The sequence below is a fragment of the Halobacterium sp. NMX12-1 genome (assembly GCF_040435975.1).
GTDB lineage: Archaea > Halobacteriota > Halobacteria > Halobacteriales > Halobacteriaceae > Halobacterium > Halobacterium hubeiense.
The window spans coordinates 1,701,115-1,721,995 of the sequence record NZ_CP159204.1 but is presented as its reverse complement, the minus strand read 5'-3'; the positions used below and the strand labels follow the sequence as shown (position 1 = coordinate 1,721,995).

Below are 20,881 nucleotides of genomic sequence, written 5' to 3'. Positions count from 1 at the left end.
GGGGGAGAACATTAATTACGTCCGGAGCACCTGTATCACTCCGAATGAAGTTTATCCACCTCACCCCGGCTGCGCTCGTCTTCGTCCAGCTCGGGGCACTGGCCGTCGGGATGGCCAGTTGGCTCGACGACGACGAGGAGGGGTCGGGGGACTCCGGCGGCGGCGACGAGTTCGGCGGCGATGACGAGGAGTTCGACGACGACTTCGATGACGAGTTCGGTTCGTTCGACGACATGGATGGCGGCGGGGGCGGTGGTGCGGGCGCCCAGGACGCGTCCGTCAACGAGCTCGAACACCGCATCGAGGAGCTCGAAACCGAAGTGTCGAACGTCGCGTCGAAGGCCAACACCGTCCGCAGCGAGAACGAACAGATCAGCGAGAGCGTCGAGGACGTCGAGGAGAACGTCCGCAAGCTCCTGGAGATCTACGAGATGGTGACTCGCGGGGTCAACCCGTTCGTCGACGACGTCAACGCCGACGCGATGGGCGGTGGGGGTGGCGAGAGCTTCGGCCTGTTCGACGACGACGAGGGCGGCGGCGACGACGCCGCAGACGACGACCTCGACGCGGACATCACGGACGCCGACGCCGACGACTTCTTCGAGGACGACGCCTTCGAGGAGGGCGAGGAGATGGATGAGGGAATGGACGACGAGATGGAGGACCTCGACGACGACGTCGGCGGGTTCGACGAGGAGTTCGACGACGAGGGCGACGACGAGATGGACGAGTTCGGGGAGTTCAAGGAGGAAGACGACGGGATGGACGAGTTCGGCGAGGACGACGGCGACGAAGAGGTCGGCGGCGACGGCACTTCCTTCGCCGAGCTGAAAGAGGAGTACGAGTCCGGCGACGCCGACTGGGCCGAGGAGGGCGAGGAGCCGCCGGCGGACGTGGAGGCGGACGCAGACGAGACCGCGACCGTCGAGACCGAGGACTCGGAACTCGGGTTCGACGACTCCGACCTCGAAGCCGACGACGAACCCGCGGACGAGCCAGCAGACGCGACGGACGACGAGTCGGAGGACGGCTTCGAGTTCGAGGATGAGCCCGAGGAGTCGGGCGTCGACGAAGCCGCCGGCGCGGCGCCGGCCGCACCCGGCCTCGGGTTCGCGTCGAACGGCGACGAGCCGCATCTCTCGGAGCCGCCGACGGGCTACCTCGCGGACGTCGTCGCGCTGGAGTGGCTCGACTACCTGCTCTCGGAGTTCGGGCCGAAGAACACGGTGCGCACGCTGAACTACTACGAGCGCATCGGCTGGATCGGCGAGCCGGTCCGGGAACACCTCTTCGACTACCTCGAGGGGCTCACTGATTCGGACTACCTCTACCGCGAGGAGTTCGGGACGACGGACCTCACGATGGACGACCACTTACAGAGTCTCGACTACATCGACGAGCTGGCGAGCGAGAACATCGAGCGCGCCATCGTCGACCGCTTCGACGACCTCCACAGGAATGGGATTCAGCGTTAGTGGGTCCGCGGCAATCCTGTTCATTGCCGCGTTCGTCAGCGTCGGCATCCTCTACTCGGCGGCGTACAACGGCTACGAGCGCGTCCAGGACGCCGACGGCAGTTACGACGACCGGATGCTCGAACAGCGCAACACCGCCGTGAACGTCACGAACGCAACGTACAACGCCACCGGCAGCGAGCACGTGACCGTGAACGTGACCAACGAAGGGTCTACGTCGCTGTCCATCGGGGAGACCGACCTCCTCGTCGACGGCGAGTTCCAGTCGCGGGACAGCTACATTGACTGGGACGTGGAGGGACAGACGAACACGACGCTGTGGCTGCCCGGGGAGACGTACAACATCACGGTCGACGCGGGTACGAACGGGTCCCGCGTGAAGGTCGTGACGGCGGGCGGCGTCACGGTGACAGCGGAGGTGGCCTGAATGGCGAGCGTCTCCTCGTCGACGCTCATCATCTTCATCGCGAGCATCCTCGTGGCGGCGTCGGTCGCGGGAACGATGACCAACGGCGTCCAGCGACTGAGCGGCGCGCTCGGTGACCGGAGCGTAGACGTCAGCGAACAGATTCGGACGGACGTCGAACTCATCAGCGACCCGGGGTCGCCGTCGTCCATCTACGACAGCAGCGACGACACCATCACGTTACTCGTGAAGAATACGGGGTCAAAGACGCTGCCAGCGAGGCCGGGGACGTTCGACATCCTCGTGAACGGCCGGTACGTCTCGCCGTCGAACGTGAACGTCACGGTCATCGGTGGCGGGCAGTGGCAGACGGGCGATGTCGCACGGGTGACGCTGGAACGCGATCTCTCCGCGGACGACCACCGTATCGTCGTGACGGTCAACGGCGACGAGGAACTGCTGGAGTTCAGAACATCATGAGCACGCGAAACCTCTACTCGCTCGGACTAGACGAACACGACCGACTGAATAACGAGCTCGGGGGCGGCATCCCGGGCGGCAGCATTGTCCTCGTGGAGGGCGACTACGGCGCGGGGAAGTCCGCGCTGAGCCAGCGCCTCACGTACGGGCTCTGCGAGGAGGATCACGCCGTGACGCTGGTGTCGACGGAACTCACCGTACGCGGGTTCATCGACCAGATGCACTCGCTGAGCTACGACGTCGAGGAGCACCTCCTCAACGAGAACCTCCTGTTCTTCCAGGCCGACGTCGACTCCGGCGGCAGCACGCTGCGGGGGGACACAGACGAGAGCAACCGGATGCAGCTGCTCAAGCGGCTGATGGAGGCCGAGAAGATGTGGGAGGCCGACGTCGTCATCATCGACACGTTCGACGCCATCCTCCGAAACGACCCGAAGTTCGAGGCGCTGGTCCGTCAGAACGACGAGCGTCAGGCCGCGCTGGAAATCATTTCCTTCTTCAGGGACTTGGTCTCGAAAGGAAAGGTCATCGTTTTGACCGTGGACCCCAGTACTGTAGACGAGGAAGCGATCGGTCCGTTCCGCTCCATCGCGGACGTGTACTTCGAACTACAGATGGCGGAGGTTGGCAATGACGTCCGCCGTTCGATCGCGGTGCGGCGCTTCGCCGGGATGGGCGAGCAGGTCGGTGACACCATCGGGTACTCCGTGCGGTCCGGAACCGGTATAGTCATCGAGAGTCGGAGCGTAGCGTAGCACGAGCACACCACCATGGCAGACCACGGGAGCCGTCAGATCGGGCACGAGCTGCGGGAGACCGCGAGTCGGAACACCCATCTGCGCGAGTACCTCCAGCGGTTCAAGCAGTTCACGGGGGAGTTCCCGGAGTTCATCGACGAGCCCGAAGACGAGTGGGAGGCGGACAAGCCGAACGTCCTCTACCCCGTCGGCGGCCCGATTTACTGCCACGTCTACGGCGACCTCGGGAAGGACACGAAGTACTACACCATCGAGCCGGAGCTCTCCGGTCCGGAGGCGGCGGTCTTCGACCAGGTGCGCGAGCGCATCCTGGAGAAGTCCGTGAACAAGCCGGCGCCCGAGCAGGAAGCCGAGTACGACGACCGTATCGAGGAGCTCTTAGAGGAGACGGTCCGCATCAACGACGACGACGAGGGCGGCGTCTTCCAGCGGATGCGCACGCTCCCGCAGAACCTCGGGACGCTGGTGCGGAACTTCGACGCGTCGTCGGTCGCCGACCGGATGGTCAGCGACGAGCGCGGCCAGATGTCGATGGACTCCGGCGACCTCTCCGGCAAGCAGGTGAAAGCGGGCGCGCGCCGCGTCGCGACCGCGCCCAAGCAGGCCGCCCGGCAGTTCCGCGCGGCGGCGCCGCTGGTCCGTGACGCCCTCGAGGAGGCGTTCGGGTTCGGCCGGATTCCGGTCACGCAGTCCACCTACGAGAACATCCGCTACCAGCTGAACCGCGACATCGTCGGGTTCGGGCCGCTGGAGCCGGTGATGCGCGACCCGTACAACGAGGACATCCACGTCATCGGCCCGAGCCACTGTTACGTCGACCACGGCACGTTCGGGATGCTGGAGACGACCGTGGACTTCGGGACGCCCGACGAGTTCGACGGCTGGCTGCGGAACATGGGCGAGCGCATCGGTGACCCGGTGTCCGACTCCGACCCCATCGTGGACTCGACGCTCCCGGACGGCTCCCGTGTGAACATCATCTACAGCGACGACGTCTCCCTGAAGGGGCCGTCGCTGACCATCCGTCAGGGCGACGAGGTGCCGCTGTCCGTCGGCCAGATTACGAACTGGGGGACGCTGTCCCCGGAGCTTGCAGCGTACCTCTGGCTGTGCTTGGAGAACGAGCAGACCGTCTTCGTGGTCGGGGAGACGGCGTCCGGGAAGACCACGACGCTGAACGCCATCATGTCGTTCATCCCTCGGGACTCCAAGATTTACACCGCAGAGGACACCGCCGAGGTGCTGCCGCCCCACGACACGTGGCAGCAGCTGCTCACCCGCGAGGGGCAGGGCGAGAACTCCGCGGACGTGGACATGTTCGACCTCGTCGCGGCCGCGCTGCGTTCCCGCCCCGACTACATCATCGTCGGTGAGGTGCGTGGCGAGGAGGGTCGGATGGCGTTCCAGGCCGCCCAGACCGGCCACCCCGTGATGCTGACGTTCCACGCCAGCGACATCGTCTCGATGATTCAGCGCTTCACGGGCGAACCCATCAACGTCCCGGAGACGTTCATGGACAACGCCGACGTGGCGCTGTTCCAGAACCGCGTCAAGCAGGGCGACGACGTCCTGCGCCGCGTCACCTCCGTGCAGGAGATCGAGGGGTACTCCAAGGAGATGGGCGGCGTCGTCACCCGGCAGGCGTTCTACTGGGACCCCGTCGAGGACGAGATCGTCTTCCAGGGCCGGAACAACTCCTACGTCCTCGAAGAGCAGATTGCGACCCTCCTGGGGTACGCCGACACCCGCGAAATCTACGACGAACTGGACTTCCGCGCGGACATCATCGAGCGCATCATCCAGGAGGACCTGACGGGGTACCACGAGTTCAACGAGACCATCGAGTCGTTCCAGCGGGACGGCATCGAGGGCCTACCGTTCACCATCACGCGCGGGTTCTAGTATGGCCGCGGAGGACGTCGAAGCCGAGCCGACTGGCACGCTCGAAGACATCGAGTTCGGCGACCTCGTCGACTCCGTGGTCGAGTCCTACCGGCAGATGTCGATGCCGGCGTACACGTACGCGCTGGTCGTCATCGTGCCGTCGGTGGTGTTCCTGCTGGCGTCCATCGCGGCCATCTTCGTCGTGGACCTGCCGATGTTCGTCGCCGTCCCGATTCCGATGCTCGGCGCGCTCGGGCTCGTGACGGCGGTGCTGTACCCGAAAATCAAGCGCGACCAGCGCCGCACGCGCATGGAGAACCGCTTCCACCTGTTCGTCACGCACATGACCATCCTGTCGACGACGAACATCGACCGCGTGGAGGTGTTCCGGCGGATGGGCGACGAGTACGAGTACGGGCCGCTCGCGGAGGAGTCCCGGCGCATCGTCCAGCTCATCGACGCGTGGAACCAGAGCCTCGACGACGCCTGCCGGATGCGCGCGAACGCCGTCCCCAGCGACCCGCTGTGGTACTTCCCGGAGAACCGGACGACGTGGGCGGAGTGGCGGCTCCGCATCGCGACCGGGTTCGGCGTCGGGCTGTCGGTGCTGTTGGTCGGCGCGACGCTGGCGGTGTTCCTCGGGTGGACGCGCATCGACCCCCACAGCGTACCGCTCCCGATGTACGCGGCGGTGCCGACGACCCCGCTCATCATTCCGGGGCTGGTCGCGCGCGCCGAGGAGAAGCGCGTGAAGGACCGCGACGACGCGTTCACGAACTTCATCCGCGCGCTGGGCGCCAGCGAGACGGCCCGGCAGACGACGACCACGCGCGTGCTGGAGACGCTGCGGAACAAGAACTTCGGCGCGCTCACCGAGCTCATCGACGACCTCTACAAGCGGCTGAACCTCCGGCTGAACGCGGAGAAGGCGTGGCGGTACTTCACCGCCGACGCCCACTCGTACCTGATTCAGAAGTTCAGCGAGATGTACCTCATCGGCCGCCAGATGGGGGGCGACCCCAAACACCTCGGTGACCTCATCTCCGGGAACATGGGCGAGGTCCAGCAGCTCCGCCAGCGCCGCAATCAGGCGGCGTCGACGATGGTCGGCGTGCTGTACGGCATCACGGCGGCGGCGACGTTCGCGTTCTTCATCGGGCTCGGCATCGTCGACGTCATCTCCGGGCTGGGACTCGACTTCTCGAACTCCGCGGTGCCGGTCGACGACCTCATCAACACGGCGATGTACGACATCCAGCTCATCGAGTACCTGCTGGTCGTGACCGTTCTGGTGAACGCGGTGTTGTCGTCGCTGATGATTCGCGTCGTCGACGGCGGCCACAAGGTGAACGCGTACATCCACTTCGTGGTGTTGACGTGGATCTCCTCAATCATCGGCTCGATGACGCTTCGGCTCGTCGAGTCGCTGCTGTCGGTGTAGCGGGGAGCCACACTTATGTATCGTAGTCCGCTATCTCTCCCACGATGAACGAGGCCGGAGGCGACGGGTACGTGTTCGCCGTCGCCAGCGGGAAGGGTGGCGTCGGGAAGTCGACGACCACGGCGAACCTCGGCGTGGCGCTCGCCGACGACGGCTTCGACGTGGCCGTCGTGGACGTCGACCTCGGGATGGCGAATCTCGCCGGCCTGCTCGGCGTCGACCCGGACGTGACGCTGCACGACGTGCTCGGCGGTGAGGCGTCGCCCGCCGACGCCACCTACGAGACGAACGGCCTCACGCTCATCCCCGGTTCGACGGACTTAGACCAGTTCGCGCGAGCGGACGCCAAGTCCCTCCACCGGGTCGTCGAGTACCTCCGCGAGGACAACGACGTCGTGTTGCTGGACGCGGGCGCGGGGCTGAGTTACGACATCGCGATGGCGATGAGCGTCGCGGACGGCGTGTTGCTCGTGACGACCGCGGAGCTGAACTCGCTGACGGACGCGACGAAGACCGGCAAGCTCGTCGGGAAACTCGACAAGCCGGTCGTCGGCGCGGTGTTCACGCGCACAGGCGACGGCGGCTTCGACGACGTCGAGGGCATCGCGGCGGCGCTCGGGACGACCGACGCGGTGACCGCCAGCGTCCCCCACGACGACGCAGTGAAGCTCGCGGTGCGGAAGGGCACGCCGGTCGTCTCGTTGAAGCCGGAGAGCCCGGCGGCGCGCGCGTACGACCGCCTCGCCGCGAAGCTCGCGGACAGCGTCGGCATGGAATCGACGGAGCCGGAGTCGTCGGGCTTCGAGTGGGTGGACCCCGATACGGGCAAGACCGAGGAGGCCGCCGAGCCCGACGACGACGGGCCGGTCTACGAGATTCCGCTCGAAGACCTCATCGAGGAAGCCGGGCTGGATGCCGACGAGGAGACGTCGAAGCGCCGCGTGAAACTGTACGACCGCGTGAAGTCGAAGTTCTCGTAGCCGCCGTCACTGCTGGGGCGTGACGATGCTGTACATGACGAAGAGGTACCCCCCGGTCGTGAGCACGTAGTTCGCCGTCAGCAGCGTCCGGGTGTGCTCGAAGTCGGTGACGAACGCCACGACGGTCGTGCCGATGGCGGCGGTGACGACCAGCGCGAAGCCGGCCGAGAGGTGCATCATGGAGTGTCGGCCGGTGTCGAGGTACGCGCGAACCGCGAACGCCACCATGCTGAGGCCGGCGGCGGCGAGGGTCGCGCTGAAGACGAGGTAGATTGCTTCGATGGGGCGCATGGTCGCGTGGCTCGTACGCACGTCCCCCAGACTCCGTATAAAGATGTCCCCGCGATTATTATCTCGGAGAATCACACCGTCACTGCTCGGAGCGGAGGTCGCTCCACACGTCCACGAGCGCGTTCTTCGCTTCGGTGCGCTCCTTGGTCTCGATTTCGGTCTCGTCGACGCCGAACTTCACGGATATCTCGTCGACTTGCCGGCGGTAGACCTTGGTGCGGCGCCCCTCGTCGGAGAGCTCTTTGCCCTCGAGCTTGAGGAGGTCGTGTTCGTTGAGCTCCTCGATGCGCCGGTAGCTCGTCGCAATCGGGATGTCGAGCTCCTCGCTGAGCTCTTGGGCCGACTTCGGGGAGTGGGTGGCTTCGAGAATCTCGGCGTTGTACTTGTTGCCGAGTACCCGCAACACGTCCACCGGGTCCATCGAACTGATGATGAGTTCGGAGGGAAAAAAGAGTGTCGTCGTCGGCGCGTCAGTCCAGCGGCCGAATCCGCCGGACGGACGCCGGAGAAGACAACCATCTGATAGGTATCGCGACGTAGACCCAACGCTTAATTCGGTCGGCCCCAGATTCGCCGCTATGACATCGGAGACGGACGTGCTGGAGTTCTCGCTCGGCGAGGACCGCTACTGCATCGACATCGCGCACGTCGACGAAATCGTGGACGCCACCGAGGACGTCACGCCGATTCCGAACGCCGACGCGAACGTGGTCGGCGTCGTCGACCTCCGCGGGGAGACGACGACCGTCGTGGACCCGCGCGTCCGGCTTGGAATCAAGGGGTCGCCGGACGGCAGCCGCATTGTCGTCCTCTCCGAGCACGAGAGCACGGGGCTGCTGGTCGACGACGTCCACGAGGTCGAGTCAGTCGATTCCGACGAAATCGACGACTCCGCTGCCTCCGAGACGACCCGTGGCGTCGTCCGCCGCGACGACCGCTTCGTCGTCTGGGTGGACCCGGACGCCCTAGTCTAGGAGCGCGTCGACGTCCGCGTGGTCGTAGAGCAGTTCCTGCATCCGGTCGACGGTGCGCTCGTCGCGGACGCGCCCGCCCCGCACTAGTTCTTCGGCGCGCTCGACGGTCGTCAGCGTGTCCGACTGCACCGAGAGGACGGGGACGTCGTTCTCGGCTGCTTTCCCGAGTACCGCGCCCGAGGGCCGGTGGCCGCCGGTGAGCACGAGACACGTCACGCCGGGCGCGTCGAGGGCGGCGGTCTGGACGTCCGCGCGGTCGCCGCCCGTGATGACCGCGGCGTCTTTCGTGCGCCGGAAGTGACTCAGCGCGGCCTCGCCACTCATCGCGCCGACGAGGAACCGCTCGACGCGCTCGCCGGTCCCCGCGCCGTTCTCGGTGAGCACGTCCGCGCCGAGTTCCGTCGCGAGGTCCGCAACCGTGACGCCGGCGAGGTCGGCGTCTTGCGGGAGCACGCCGAGCACGGGCACGTCGCGGCCGTCGAGGAACGGCGCGACGTCGGTCTCCACGTCGTCGTAGACGGCGTCCTGTACGGCGTTGAAGACGACGCCCGTACACCGGTCGCCGAGGTTGTCGGCGGCCGCGAGGACGTCGTCGACGTCACTGGGTTCGCCGTACTTCGAGAGCACGACGACCTCTGCGTCCAGTAGCTCCGCGACCTCGGGGTCCGTGAGGTCGACGATGCCGCCGGTCGCGAGGTCGTCGGCGCCCTCTACGACCATCAGGTCCTTGTCCTCGGCGAGCCCGTCGAAGGCCTCCTGCACGCGCGACCGGAGTTCCGCGGGGTCCTCGCGGCCGCGAATCGCGCCCTCGACGAACGTCGGCGAGTAGACGACCGGTTCGAGTTCGTGCATCTCGGCGTCGAGCCCGAGCAGCTCCCGGGCGAGCATCGGGTCGGCGTCCAGCGTCTTCCCGACGTTGCTCTCCAGCCGGGTGCCCTTGGGCTTCATGTAGCCGACGTCCGCGCCGCGTTCGGTCGCCAGCCGCGCCAGTGCGAGCGCGACCGCGGTCTTGCCGGTGCCTGCTTCCGTCGATGTGACCAGTAGCGTGTTCATAGCTGTTCGGGGTCGATGGTGAGCCGCACGTCCAGTGCCTGCACGCCGTCGGCGGTCGCCAACAGCGGGTTCACGTCCAACTCCAGTATCGCGGGGAAGTCCGTGACCAGCTGGCTGAGCCGCTGGACGGCGTCCGTAATCGCTTCCTCGTCGGCCGGCTCGCGGCCGCGCGCGCCGCGAAGCAGCGGCGCGGAGTCGAGGTCGTCTATCATCTCGTCGGCCTCGCGCCCGGAGACGGGCGCGACGCGGACGCTCGTGTCCTCAAGCACTTCGACGAAGATGCCGCCCAGCCCGAACAGCACGAGCGGCCCGAACTGGGGGTCGCGGTTCACGCCGAGAATCGTCTCCGTGCCCGCGTCGGTGTCCACCATCTCCTGCACCTGGACGCCGAGGATGGTGGCGTCGGGCTGGTAGTTCTTCGCGCGCGTCACGAGGTCCTCGTAGGCGTCCCGGACCTCGTCGTCGGGGACGCCGACCTTCACGCCGCCGATGTCGGACTTGTGGAGGATGTCCGGGCTGACGATTTTCATCACGACGTCGCCGTCGATGTCGTTGGCGACCCAGACTGCGTCCGCGGGGTCGTCCACGACTTCGCCCTCCGGCGTGGGGATGCCGTAGGCGTCCAGCAGGTCCATCGCCTCGACGCCGAGCCGGCGGGAGCCCCGATCGGCGGCGTCCGTCAGAATCTCGCGGGCGCGCTCGCGGTCCACGTCGAACTCGGCGGGCTCCTCGTACTCGCGGGCCTCGACGGCGCGCTGGACGGCGAGCGCGTCGAGGCTGTCCACCGCCCGCGCCGGGTCGAAGTAGTTCGGGATGCCCGCCGCCGAGAGCGCGTCCGCCGCGCGCTCGGTGCGCTCGCCGCCCATCAGGCACGCGACCACGGGCTTGCCGTGTTCGGCCTGCCGCTCCGCGAGCACCTCCGCGAGCTCCTCGAAGTCGAGGACGGCGGTCGGCGCGGCGACGACCACCGCGCAGCCGATCTCCTCGGAGCCGAGGACGGTGTCGAGCGCGTCGGCGAATCGCTCGACGCCGGCGTCCCCGAGCACGTCCACGGGGTTGTAGACGTTCCCCTCCGCGGGCAGCATCTCCGAGAGCGCGTCGATGGTGTCGTCGCCGAACGACGCCATCGAGAGCCGGGCGTCGCCGACAGCGTCCGTCGCCATCACGCCGGGGCCGCCGGCGTTCGTGACGACCGCGACCTCCTCCGAGTCCGGCAGCGGGAGGCCGTCGAGGGCGCGCGCGAAGTCGAACAGCTCCTGGACGTTCTCCGCGCGGACGACGCCCGCCTGCTCGAAGCCCGCCTCGTAGGCGGCCTCGCTGCCCGCGATGGTGCCCGTGTGGGAGGATGCGGCCTGCGCGCCGGCCTCCGTGCGGCCGGACTTCACGACGACCGCGGGCGTGTCCTCGGTGACCTCGCGGGCGGTGTCGATGAACTCGCGGCCGTCCTCGATGCCTTCGAGGTAGCCGAGCACGACGTTCGTCTCGGGGTCGTCGTGCCACTGCCGGAGGAAGTCCGTCTCGTCCATGACGGCCTTGTTCCCGAGGCTGACGACGTCCTTGAAGCCGATTCCCTGGTCGTTCGCCCAGTCCAGCACGGCCGTGATGAACGCGCCCGACTGACTCATGAACGACAGCGAGCCGGGGAGCGCGTTCGACGGGCCGAACGTCGCGTTCAGTCCCGACGGCGTGGAGAGCACGCCGAGGCTGTTCGGCCCGACGAGGTTGAGGTCGTAGTCGTCGGCGACCGCCGCGAGCTCGCGCTCGCGGTCGGCGCCCTCGCTGCCGGTCTCGCTGAACCCTGCCGTGATGACCACGACGTTCCGGACGCCCGCTTCGCCCGCGTCGCGGACGGCGTCGACCACCACCGACGGCGGGACGACGACGACCGCGAGGTCGGCGTCGGGCGCGGTCTGGAGGTCCGGATAGCAGTCGTAGCCCAGCACTTCCTCGCGGCCGGGGTTGACGGCGACGACGTCCCCGTCGAAGTCAGCGAGGTTCGTCACGATGGCGCGACCGACGGCTCCCTCCCTGTCGGTCGCACCGACGACGGCGACACGGTCGGGCGCGAACAGCCCGCTTGCGTCGTCTTCCATCTTCGTGTGAACCGACGGCTGGCAGGGGGATAAAAGCGTCCGCGGCTCCCGCCAGACGAGAACCCTACTCGCCCGAGCCCGCAGAGCCCGACTCGGCGAGCCGGTCCTCGTACTTCGCCAGCGCCTCGTCGAGGGCGGCGCCGGCGTCGTAGTCGAGTTCGTCGGCGAGCGCGAGCAGGCAGAACAGGGCGTCGCCGAGTTCGTCGCGTTCCACGTCGGCGCCCGCGCCGGCGCCGTAGTCGGTGGACTCGTTGACGTTCTTCGCGAGTTCGCCGACCTCGCTGGCGAGGTCGAGCACGCGGTTGGCGGGCGGGGCGCGCATGTCGTTGTCGTCGAGGAACGCGGCAACGCGGGCTTGCTCGTCCATGCGCCGTGGGTGAAACCGAATCCCCTTCACTCGGACGGTTTTAGGTTTCCCAAATTTTTCTTTCTGGAACGGTAAAGACTATTCCGCGGACGTTCGTAGCCTCGGACATGGAACTGACGGGTGCGCTCGCGTTCGTCTTCTTCGCGGGCCTGCTGACGGACCTCGCCACGGGACTGGGCGCGCTCCCGTTCTTCTTCGTGGACGACGTCGACGACCGCTGGCGCGTCGGCCTCTGGGGGCTGGCCTCCGGCATCATGCTCTCCGCGTCCGGCTTCGGGCTGTTCCGCGAGGGCCTCAACTACGGCACGCCGCTGGAGGTCGGCGCGGGCGCGCTCGTCGGCGTCGCGCTGGTCGTCGCCGCCCGCCGGCTCATCGACGACCACGAGTTCGAGCCCCGGGACATCGCGCAAGCGGACTTCGAGAAGCTGGTGCTCATCGCGGGCGTGCTCACCGTCCACTCGTTCCCCGAGGGCGTCGCCGTCGGCGTCTCCTTCGCGGACATGGGGCTGGAGGGCGGCTACCCGATCTTGGGGTTCTCGGTGCCGCTGCTCGCGGTGTTCATGACCATCGCCATCTCCATCCACAACGTCCCGGAGGGGCTGGCGGTGTCGATTCCGCTCCACGAGCACGGCGCGCGCCGCTGGCAGCTCGTCGGCGTCGCCGTCTTCACGAGCATCCCCCAGCCCATCGGCGCGGTGATAGCGTTCGTGTTCGTGCAGTTCGCGCGCACCCTCCTGCCCGCCGGCTACGGGTTCGCGGGCGGCGCGATGGTCTACCTCGTTCTCACCGAGTTCCTCCCCGAGGCCCGCGAGGTCGGCCGCCGCCTCCCGAACGGCGGCCGCCGCGAACTGCTCGCCGGGCTGGTCGTCGGCGTCGTCGCGATGCTCCCGCTGCTGGTCGCGTAAGCGATTTGTCCCCGCCCCGCGACGGTTCGGGCGTGTTCGACATCGGGGACCGCTGGCTGGTCGCGTGGAGCGTCGGCTACGCCGCCGTCGGCGCGTCGTCCGTGCTCGTGCCGCTGTACGCCATCGCGCTCGGCGCGGACGCGTTCGTCGTCGCCGTCGTCGCCGCGACCGCCGCGTTCGCCGGCATCCCCGGCGCGCTCGCGTGGGGCCGACTCGCCACCCGCACCGGCCGCTACCGGCCGTTCCTCCTCGTGAGCCTCGGGCTCTCGGCAGTCTCGTTCGTCGCGCTCCCGCTCGCCGAGTCGCTGCCCGCGGTCGTCGCCGCGAACGCCGCGCTCCAGTTCGCCGTCGCCGCGGCCGCGCCCGTGCTCGCGCTGCTGGTCGTCTCCGGCCACCCCGACCCGGAGTGGGACCGCCGCATCGGCGTGCTGAACGCGTGGCAGGGCTACGGCTGGCTCGCCGGCCTGCTCGCCGGCGCCGCGTGGACCGCCGTCGCCGGCCGGTACGTCGCCGCAGTCACCGCCCAGCGGTGGTTCTTCTACGCCTCCGCGGTCGCGTGTGCGCTCGCTACCGCGCTCGCGTGGCGCTGGCTCCCCGGCCGGCCGGACGTCTCGACGGCCCGCTTCGGGCGGGCGACCGTCTCCATCGAGAGCCTCCAGCGCGGCGCGGGTCGGGCCGCGCGCCTCGCGCCGTTCTCCGGCGTGCGGTCGTTCTGGGCGCTGCGCCGGCTCCACCCGCGCGCGCTCGCCGCCCGGCTGACGCCCGGGCTCTCGGGCTACCTCGCGGCCGCGACGCTGTTCTTCACGGGGTTCGCGGTGTTCTTCGGCCCGCTCCCCTCCTATCTCGCCACGGACCTCGGGCTCTCCTCGGGGAGCGTGTTCGCGCTGTTCCTCGTCTCCAGCGCGGCCTCCGCGGTCGCCTACGAGCGCGTCGGCGCGCTCGCCGCGGTCCGCAGCGCCGAAGCCGTCCAGACAACCGCGCTCGCCGCGCGCGTCCTCCTCTTCCCCGCGGTCGCGTTCGCGGCCGTACTCGGTGCGCTCGCGCTCCCGGGGCTGGTCGTGCTGTTCGTCGCGGTCGGTCTGACGTGGGCGGTCGTCGCCGTCACCGGTACGACCATCGTCGCGCGGCTCGCGCCGCCCGCGGTCCGCGGGGACGCGCTGGGCGCGTACACGGCGCTGGGCGGTCTCGGCACTGCGGTCGGCAGCGTCGTCGGCGGTCTGCTCGCGACAGAACTCAGTTACGTCGGCGCGTTCGGCGTCGCCGGCGGACTCGTGCTCGCGGGAGCGGTGGTCGCGGCGGTGACCCGCCGGACTACAGAATAATCGACTTCTTGCGGACGAACTCGTGGATGGTCGAATCGAGGCCCTCGCGACCGATGCCCGAGTCCTCGTTCCCGCCGAACGGGATGTCGCCGAGGCCGTGCGAGGGCGCGCCGTTGATGCGGACCGCGCCCGCGTCGATGTACTCGGCCATCCGCATCGCGCGGTCGTAGTCGCTGGTGAACACGCACGCGTCCAGTGCGAGGTCCGAGCGGTTCGCGACGTCGAGGGCTTCGTCGTCGTCCTCGAACGTCGTCACCGCGCACACCGGACCGAACTGCTCCTCGTCGATGATGCGGGCGTCCTGCGGGACGTCCGCGAGCAGCGTCGGCTCGAAGACGTGGACGCCCTCGGCCTGCTCGTGGCGGTCGCCGCCGCGGACGACGGTCGCGCCGCGCTCGACGGCGTCCTCGACCAGTTCCTCCACCCAGTCGGCCTGTTCCTCGCTGATGAGCGGGCCGAGGTCGGTGTCCTCGTCGAAGAGGTCGCCCTGCACCCAGTCGTCCATCCCGGCGTCGATGCGCTCGACGAGGTCGTCGTGGACGGACTCGTGAGCGAGCACGCGCGAGACGGCCGAACACCGCTGGCCGGCGTACTTCAGCGACCCCTTCGCGGCCGCCGCGGCGGCCTCGTCGAGGTCAGCGTCCTCGAAGACGACGGCGGGCGCGTTCCCGCCGAGTTCCATGTGGAGGTTCACCATCCCGGACTCGTAGGCGACGTGCTTGCCGGCGCCCGACGAGCCGGTCATCGCGATGGCGTTCACGCGGTCGTCGCCGGCGAGCGTGTCGCCGATGGCGCTGGCCTTCCCGGGGACGAAGTTGAACGCGCCGTCGGGGAGGTCGGCCTCGTCCACGATTTCCGCGAGGATGGCGGCGCTGACCGGCGTCTTGCTTGCGGGCTTGACGACGACAGCGTTCCCGGCGGCGAGCGCGGGCGCGACCTGCAGCGCCGTCGTCGCCAGCGGGTAGTTGTACGGCGTGATACACAGCACCGCGCCGACCGGCTCGTGCTTCACGATGGCCTCCCAGCCCTCGTGGCCGCTCGTGGTGCCCTCGCGGTACTCGCCCTTGAGGTGGCGAATCTCCTCTTTCGCGCGCTCGAAGCGCTCGGCGGCGGAGTCGACCTCGCCGCGCGCCGAGGAGATGGGCTTGCCGGCCTCGCGGACGATGACCTCCGCGAGTTCGGTCTTGCGGTCGCGCAGGCCGTCCGCGATGGCCTGCAGCCACTCGCAGCGCTGCGGAATCGTGGTGTCCCGGAGCGTCGCCTTCGCTTCCTCGGCGGCGGCGAGCGCGTCGTCGGCGGCGCCCTCGTCGGCCGCCGCGACTTCGGCGAACGTGCCGCCGTCGGCGAGGTCGGTGACGGGGAAGGTGTCCGGCCCTGTGACCCACTCGCCGCCCACGTACAGCTGCTCCCGGCGACGGATGGCCTCTCGTTCCATACACCGAGGTTGGCACGCCCCGGGTAAAGACTTTACTCAAATTCGTATTAACGGTGTCCGTCGGCTTTTTGCCCGCTGCGCGCCGACTCCGCGGCGTGCCGACACCGACCGTCGCCGCCTGTCAGACCGACCTCGCGGACCTCGACCCGCCCGCCAACCTCGCCACCGTCGGGGAGCGCCTCGCCGCGCTCGACGACCGCGTGGACGTCGCGCTGTTCCCCGAGTACGCGCTCACCGGCTTTGTCGGCGACGAGCGAATCCGCGACGCCGCGCTCGCCCGTGACGGCGACGCCCTCGACCGCCTCGCCGCCTCCGCCGCGGACTACGACGTGCGCGTGCTCGCGGGCTTCGTCGAGGACGCGGGCGACGACTACTACAACACCGTCGCCTACGTCACGCCCGACGGCGACCGCACGTTCTACCGGAAACGGAACCTCTGGGGCGGCGAAGCCGACGTGCTCACGGCCGGCGACAAAGCGGTCTCCGTGGAGACACCCGTCGGGAAGACCGGCATCGTCACCTGCTACGACCTCAACTTCGTGGACGTCAGCGCCGAGTTCGCCCGCGAGCGCGTCGATGCGCTGTTCGTCGTCGGCGCGTGGCCGGGTCCGCACAGCGAGAACTGGCGGCTCCTCCTGCGCGCCCGCGCTCTCGACGGCGTGCGCTGGGTCGTGGGCTGTGGGCGCACCGGACGGCGCGACCTCCCGGACGCCCGCGGCGTCGACTACGCCGGCAAGTCCGCGGTCGTGCGGCCGGACGGCGCCGTCAGCGCCGCACTCAACCGCGACGAGCGTGCGCTCGTCGCGGACCTCGACCCGGAGATACTGGCGGAGCAACGCGAGTTCGTCGGCGTTTTCGGCGACGAGTAGCCGGCTACAGCGATTCGAGGTCGCTGGCGCGCTCGTGGATGTCCGAGGAAGAACAGCCGGCGGGCGTCTTCAGCGCCTTCATGCCGATGGGGGCGCCCGCGCGCTCCCCGGCGACGCGCAGCGAGGCGGCGGCCCACGCGGCCGCCTCGTCGTCCACCGGGTGGTAGTCGGCCGCCGTCGCGAGCAACTCCCGGGCGGTGTCAGCGACGTACTCCGAGGCGGGCAGGTACTCGCGGTACCAGTCGATGGCGGCCGCCGCGGTCGCGGGCGGCGGGTTCCGCTCGCGCAGCACCTCGCGCTGTTCCTTGTAGCGGTTCCGGATGGTGACGTGCGTGACGTCCGCCAGCTCCGTGAGCGTGTCCTGTCGGACGTCCATGTCGGCCTCGACGCAGGCGTTGTAGATGGCGGCCGCCGCCCACCCGCTCGGGGACTTCCCGCCCGCGATGCCGGCGTCCTCGCAGTGGTCGACGATTTCGCGGGCGCGGTCCGCGACGCCCTCGGGGAGCGCGAGTTCGTCGGCGTACCGGTCGACGTACTGGGAGGCGTCCGCGAACCCCGAGAGGTCGATGCCGAGTTCGCTGGTCACGGCCTTCGCGCGCCGCAGGAGCTGCGTGCGATCGGCTTCGGTCGCGTCCACGAACTCGTCGACGGTGCGCGGGACGCGCTCGACCTTGCACGCGACGTAGAGGCACGCCGCGGCGGTCGTCGCGACGTTGTGGGCGTGGGCGGCGCGCTGGTCGCGGTGCCGTCGGAACACCGCGACCGCGGTCTCGGTCGTCTCCGCGGGGACGCCGAGGACGGTCGCGGCGGACTGGATTCGGTCGAGCGCGTCGCCGACCACCTGCGGCTCGGCGCTCGTCTCGTCGGTCGTCATCTAATCGTCCCGGAGTGTGTCGTGTGGGGACAAATAACTCGGGGTTGAGGCGGATACCACGCGCCGGCCGGTCAGGCCGACAGCGCCGCCACGAGGTCGTGGAAGTCCGAAATCGTGAGGTCGGGGTCGCCCGCGAACGGCTCCCACGGCGAGTCCTTCCGGTCCACCCACGCGGCCTGCATCCCCGCGTGGCTCGCGCCGAGCACGTCGAACCAGCCCGCCGTGACGTGGACGATTTCGTCGATAGGCGTCCCGGTCCGGGCGGCGGCGTGGCGGTACAGTTCGGCGGCGGGCTTGAACGTCTCCACCTCGTCGGCGCTCACCGTGTCCTCGATGAGGTCGCCGATGGCGGCGTGTTCGACCATCGAATCCAGCATCTCGGGGTTGCCGTTCGAGACGACGTAGCAGTCGTAGCCCGCCTCGGTCAGCGCTTCGAGGCCGCTACGCACGTCGTCGAAGACGTCGAGTTCGTGGTAGACCGCGAGAATCTCGTCGCGCTCCGCGGTGGTGACGTCGGCGCCGTACGCGTCTAAGGCGTACTGGAGGGCGTCGCGGTTCATCTCGTAGAACGGCTGGTAGGCGTCGACTTGGTTGGCGACGAACGTGTACGCGAGCGACCGCGAGCGCCACAGCCGGGAGACTGGTTCGGGGTCGGCGACGCGGTCGGCGAGCGCGCGCTCGGCGGCGTCCACGTCCACGAGCGTGCTGTACGAGTCGAACGTGACTGTCGTGACGCGCTCCGGGTCGAAACTCATCGCCGTCACCTTCAGCCGGGACGCGGAAAACTCTCGGGCCGACCGGCGCCGCTCGGGGTGCCGTTCTGCGCGCCGCTTGCGAACGCGCTACTCGTCGGCGAGCAGCCGCGACTGGACGTAGGCCTCGACTTCCTCGCGGACGTCCCCCGTCTGCGTCTCCTCGGCGGTCACTCGCTGGTTCATCGCGCCGTTGACGAGCGTCAACAGGAACGATGCCACGTCGTCGGGGTCGACGTCGCGGAACACGCCCGCGTTGACCCCGTCGCGGACGATGCTCGCGACCTCCTCGCGGAACGTCTCGTCGCTGCGCGTGAAGTGGTCGCGGTAGCGGTCGTCGTGAGCCGCCTGCGCGCGCAGCTCCACCATCGCCTCCGTGAACTCCCGCTGGTCGTCGGGGAGCTTCGCGGCGAGCGCGTGGTCGAGAATCGCGTCGAGGTGCTCTCGGGGCGGCAGGTCGTCGTCGGGCGCGGCCTGCTCGAACTCCGCGAGCATGAACTCCAGGAAGTCCAGCAGGAGCTCGTCCTTGCTGTCGTAGTGGTGGTACAAGAGCGACTTGCTCTTCTCGAAGTGGTCGCCGATGCGCTGAATCGTCAGCCCCGCGTAGCCGTGCTCGCGGAGCGCGTGGAACGTCGCCTGCATTATCGCCTCCCGCGTGGTCGCCGGCTCGCCGCTGAACGGGTGAGCGTCCGCCATCGGTGAACGGATAGTCAACCGAGCGGGATAGTGATGTCGATGGTCGCGGCCGGCGTGCCGGTCGCTCACGCACGCCAATCGGCGGAACGCGCTGGGACCGCCAACCCCCTACGTGGGGGTAACGTACCGTAACTGTATGTCAGAAGCCAGCCAGCAGTCGCGAACGGACGCCGCCATCGAGGTCCTGCGAAGCCGCCGCTCGGGACACAACTTCGACGCCAGTGAGGACATCGACGAGGAGACGCTGGAAGCCATCGTCGAGGACGCGACGCTCGCGCCCTCGTCGTTCAACCTCCAGCCGTGGGAGTTCGTCGCCGTCCGCGACGACGACCGCCTCGACGAACTCGTCGAGATTGCCAACGGCCAAGAGCACATCGCGGAGGCCGGCACCGCGATTCTCGTCGCCGGCCACACCACGCCGAAGACCGCCGACCGCGTCTTCGACGAGTGGGTCGAGGCCGGCCGCGTCGACGCCGAGACCGGCGACGCGATGAAAGAGCAGACCGTCGCCGGCTACGAGTCCGAGCGCGCGGGTCGCGACTACGCGATTCGCAACGCCTCCCTCGCGGCGGAGAACATCCTGCTGTCCGCGCACGCCCGCGACCTCACCGCGACGCCGATGACCGGCTTCGACTTCGAGGCCGCCGCCGAGTTCGTGGACCTCCCCGAGGACGCGATTCCGGTCGTCCTCATCGCGGTCGGCCCGAGCGGCGGCGACGAGCCCGAGCGCCTGCCGCGCCGCGACGTCGAGGAAGTCCTCCACTACGAGACGTTCTAACGGCGCCTTTTCCCGCCGTATTTTCACGGCCACGAGCGGCGCAACCGGCCGCACCGTTTACCAGTCGTCGCGGTGTGGCTGCGAGTATGTCTGATACGTACGTCGACACGGAAGTCGAAGTCGAGGTCGATTCGACCGAACTGGAAGTCGAGGCCGGCGACGAGGAGGCGTTCGAAGCCGAGTTGGACGCCCCGGGCGTCTCCATCGAGGTCGAAGCCGAAATCGAGGTCGCCAGTGAGGACGACGACGGAGAGGAAGACGACGAGTACTACTCGCCGGAATCCGAGGGAATGGAACTGGACGGAGACGACGAGGCTTAGAGTTCCAGCCAGCGCGTGGACAGCGACTCGTCGGGGAGGTGCCAGCGCTGCCGCGGGTCGTCGTCGCCGGTGACTTCGACGACGGCGTCGAACTGCCCGAGCAGTCCCTCGACCGCGATGCCGGGGACGTGCTGGCCGACGTGGACGTGCGCGATGCCGTCGCGCTCGCGGGCGACCGCGCCGAGCGTCTTCGTGAACTCGAGCACGCTGAGGAGGTCGTCGTCCTCCAGGAGCGTGCCGAGCGCGTCCATGCAGACCCGGAGCTGGCCGGGCTCGTAGCCGCCCAGCGGCGCGAGCGCGTCGGCTTGCTCCTCGACGGCGTCGCCGAGCGCGTCCGCGTCGGGGGCAGTCGTCGTCGCGGGCAGCGACGGCTCCGGCGGGGACGCGGCGGCCGGGTCGCGAGCGGGCGACCGATAGACGACGGTGCGCTCGTCGGGGTCGTCGCGGCTCGGCGCGGAGCTGGTCGTCTGCGTCTCGTTCTCGCTGCGAACGAGCAGGCGCTTTCGCTCCCCGCCGTCGTCGCCGAGGAGCCGCCGACAGCCGTCGCCGCCCGCGTCGCTGCCGCCGGCTTCGAGGACGAGGAGGAGACACCCCGTGGACTTGAGGTCGTCGAGGGCCGCCGCGAAGGTGGCCGGATCGTCGACCCACCCACGCGCCGTGGAACCGTCTGACATTGTACGTGTACGGACGCCGACTGAACCGATAAATATTTTGGGTGTTCTGCCGGC

At 68.9% G+C, this 20,881-nt stretch carries 23 protein-coding genes; 13 read left to right on the top strand and 10 right to left on the bottom strand.

The genetic code is table 11. The features are described 5' to 3' along the window. Positions 1-44: 44 nt before the first annotated feature. From ABSL23_RS10645 to ABSL23_RS10615, 7 genes are read left to right on the top strand one after another with little or no spacing between them, the layout of a single operon-like run. A complete protein-coding gene (locus ABSL23_RS10645; RefSeq protein ID WP_353633719.1) occupies positions 45-1,475 on the top strand; it encodes a FlaD/FlaE family flagellar protein in 1,431 nt (476 codons plus the stop codon). Beyond that, the gene (locus tag ABSL23_RS10640; protein ID WP_059056574.1) at positions 1,459-1,902 is read left to right on the top strand and encodes a fla cluster protein FlaF; all 444 of its coding nucleotides are present in this window, start codon (positions 1,459-1,461) and stop codon (positions 1,900-1,902) included. The genes ABSL23_RS10645 and ABSL23_RS10640 overlap by 17 nt, the downstream gene beginning before the upstream one ends. Next, a complete protein-coding gene (locus tag ABSL23_RS10635) occupies positions 1,903-2,361 on the top strand; it encodes a flagellar protein G (protein ID WP_059056573.1) in 459 nt (152 codons plus the stop codon). Beyond that, the gene (locus ABSL23_RS10630) at positions 2,358-3,116 is read left to right on the top strand and encodes an ATPase domain-containing protein (RefSeq protein WP_059056572.1); all 759 of its coding nucleotides are present in this window, start codon (positions 2,358-2,360) and stop codon (positions 3,114-3,116) included. The genes ABSL23_RS10635 and ABSL23_RS10630 overlap by 4 nt, the downstream gene beginning before the upstream one ends. A gap of 15 nt (positions 3,117-3,131) precedes the next feature. Then, positions 3,132-5,021, top strand: a complete 1,890-nt coding sequence (locus ABSL23_RS10625; protein WP_353633718.1) for a type II/IV secretion system ATPase subunit — start codon at positions 3,132-3,134, stop codon at positions 5,019-5,021. Between the two features lies 1 nt (position 5,022). Beyond that, a complete protein-coding gene (locus tag ABSL23_RS10620; protein ID WP_353633717.1) occupies positions 5,023-6,444 on the top strand; it encodes a hypothetical protein in 1,422 nt (473 codons plus the stop codon). Positions 6,445-6,488: 44 nt separating this feature from the next. Next, positions 6,489-7,424: a MinD/ParA family protein gene (locus tag ABSL23_RS10615; RefSeq protein WP_353633716.1), complete on the top strand. Its 936-nt coding sequence runs from the start codon at positions 6,489-6,491 to the stop codon at positions 7,422-7,424. Between the two features lie 6 nt (positions 7,425-7,430). On the opposite strand, the gene ABSL23_RS10610 is transcribed toward ABSL23_RS10615, so the two are convergent. Both ABSL23_RS10610 and ABSL23_RS10605 read right to left on the bottom strand, forming a co-directional pair. Continuing rightward, a complete protein-coding gene (locus ABSL23_RS10610; protein WP_059058210.1) occupies positions 7,431-7,715 on the bottom strand; it encodes a hypothetical protein in 285 nt (94 codons plus the stop codon). Positions 7,716-7,794: 79 nt separating this feature from the next. After that, positions 7,795-8,136 (bottom strand): helix-turn-helix domain-containing protein, encoded by a 342-nt coding sequence (locus ABSL23_RS10605; RefSeq protein WP_059056568.1) that lies wholly within the window; start codon positions 8,134-8,136, stop codon positions 7,795-7,797. Between the two features lie 157 nt (positions 8,137-8,293). Here ABSL23_RS10605 and ABSL23_RS10600 point away from each other — a divergent pair, with 157 nt between their 5' ends. Beyond that, a complete protein-coding gene (locus ABSL23_RS10600) occupies positions 8,294-8,689 on the top strand; it encodes a chemotaxis protein CheW (RefSeq protein WP_353633715.1) in 396 nt (131 codons plus the stop codon). Here the strand turns inward: ABSL23_RS10600 and ABSL23_RS10595 are convergent. From ABSL23_RS10595 to ABSL23_RS10585, 3 genes are all read right to left on the bottom strand, one after another. Next, on the bottom strand, positions 8,681-9,742 hold the full coding sequence (locus ABSL23_RS10595; RefSeq protein WP_353633714.1) for a phosphotransacetylase family protein: 1,062 nt from the start codon (positions 9,740-9,742) through the stop codon (positions 8,681-8,683). The genes ABSL23_RS10600 and ABSL23_RS10595 overlap by 9 nt on opposite strands. Next, entirely contained in the window at positions 9,739-11,835 is a 2,097-nt protein-coding gene (locus ABSL23_RS10590) for an acetate--CoA ligase family protein (protein ID WP_353633713.1), read from the bottom strand. The genes ABSL23_RS10595 and ABSL23_RS10590 overlap by 4 nt, the downstream gene beginning before the upstream one ends. 64 nt (positions 11,836-11,899) lie before the next feature. After that, the gene (locus tag ABSL23_RS10585) at positions 11,900-12,202 is read right to left on the bottom strand and encodes a MazG-like family protein (protein WP_353633712.1); all 303 of its coding nucleotides are present in this window, start codon (positions 12,200-12,202) and stop codon (positions 11,900-11,902) included. A 107-nt stretch (positions 12,203-12,309) separates the two neighbouring features. Here ABSL23_RS10585 and ABSL23_RS10580 point away from each other — a divergent pair, with 107 nt between their 5' ends. Both ABSL23_RS10580 and ABSL23_RS10575 read left to right on the top strand, forming a co-directional pair. Next, entirely contained in the window at positions 12,310-13,107 is a 798-nt protein-coding gene (locus tag ABSL23_RS10580; RefSeq protein ID WP_353633711.1) for a ZIP family metal transporter, read from the top strand. Between the two features lie 32 nt (positions 13,108-13,139). Continuing rightward, the gene (locus ABSL23_RS10575; protein ID WP_059056562.1) at positions 13,140-14,429 is read left to right on the top strand and encodes an MFS transporter; all 1,290 of its coding nucleotides are present in this window, start codon (positions 13,140-13,142) and stop codon (positions 14,427-14,429) included. Here the strand turns inward: ABSL23_RS10575 and ABSL23_RS10570 are convergent. Then, a complete protein-coding gene (locus ABSL23_RS10570) occupies positions 14,419-15,864 on the bottom strand; it encodes an aldehyde dehydrogenase family protein (protein WP_059056561.1) in 1,446 nt (481 codons plus the stop codon). The genes ABSL23_RS10575 and ABSL23_RS10570 overlap by 11 nt on opposite strands. A gap of 95 nt (positions 15,865-15,959) precedes the next feature. Between ABSL23_RS10570 and ABSL23_RS10565 the strand changes: the two genes are divergently transcribed. Continuing rightward, a complete protein-coding gene (locus tag ABSL23_RS10565) occupies positions 15,960-16,733 on the top strand; it encodes a carbon-nitrogen hydrolase family protein (protein ID WP_353633710.1) in 774 nt (257 codons plus the stop codon). A 4-nt stretch (positions 16,734-16,737) separates the two neighbouring features. Here ABSL23_RS10565 and ABSL23_RS10560 read toward each other — a convergent pair whose 3' ends face one another. From ABSL23_RS10560 to ABSL23_RS10550, 3 genes are all read right to left on the bottom strand, one after another. Further along, complete coding sequence (locus ABSL23_RS10560) at positions 16,738-17,607, bottom strand: transcription initiation factor IIB family protein (protein ID WP_353633709.1); 870 nt, start codon at positions 17,605-17,607, stop codon at positions 16,738-16,740. 71 nt (positions 17,608-17,678) lie between these two features. After that, positions 17,679-18,362 carry a haloacid dehalogenase type II gene (locus tag ABSL23_RS10555; protein WP_353633708.1) on the bottom strand — a complete coding sequence of 228 codons (684 nt, stop codon included), beginning with the start codon at positions 18,360-18,362 and terminating at the stop codon, positions 17,679-17,681. Positions 18,363-18,449: 87 nt separating this feature from the next. Continuing rightward, positions 18,450-19,055, bottom strand: a complete 606-nt coding sequence (locus ABSL23_RS10550) for a TetR/AcrR family transcriptional regulator (RefSeq protein WP_353633707.1) — start codon at positions 19,053-19,055, stop codon at positions 18,450-18,452. Positions 19,056-19,191: 136 nt separating this feature from the next. Between ABSL23_RS10550 and ABSL23_RS10545 the strand changes: the two genes are divergently transcribed. Together ABSL23_RS10545 and ABSL23_RS10540 are read left to right on the top strand one after the other, a co-directional pair. Beyond that, positions 19,192-19,833: a nitroreductase family protein gene (locus ABSL23_RS10545; protein WP_353633706.1), complete on the top strand. Its 642-nt coding sequence runs from the start codon at positions 19,192-19,194 to the stop codon at positions 19,831-19,833. Positions 19,834-19,919: 86 nt separating this feature from the next. Beyond that, complete coding sequence (locus ABSL23_RS10540) at positions 19,920-20,153, top strand: hypothetical protein (protein ID WP_353633705.1); 234 nt, start codon at positions 19,920-19,922, stop codon at positions 20,151-20,153. On the opposite strand, the gene ABSL23_RS10535 is transcribed toward ABSL23_RS10540, so the two are convergent. Further along, positions 20,150-20,827, bottom strand: a complete 678-nt coding sequence (locus ABSL23_RS10535; RefSeq protein WP_353633704.1) for a hypothetical protein — start codon at positions 20,825-20,827, stop codon at positions 20,150-20,152. The genes ABSL23_RS10540 and ABSL23_RS10535 overlap by 4 nt on opposite strands. Between the last annotated feature and the right edge of the window lie 54 nt (positions 20,828-20,881).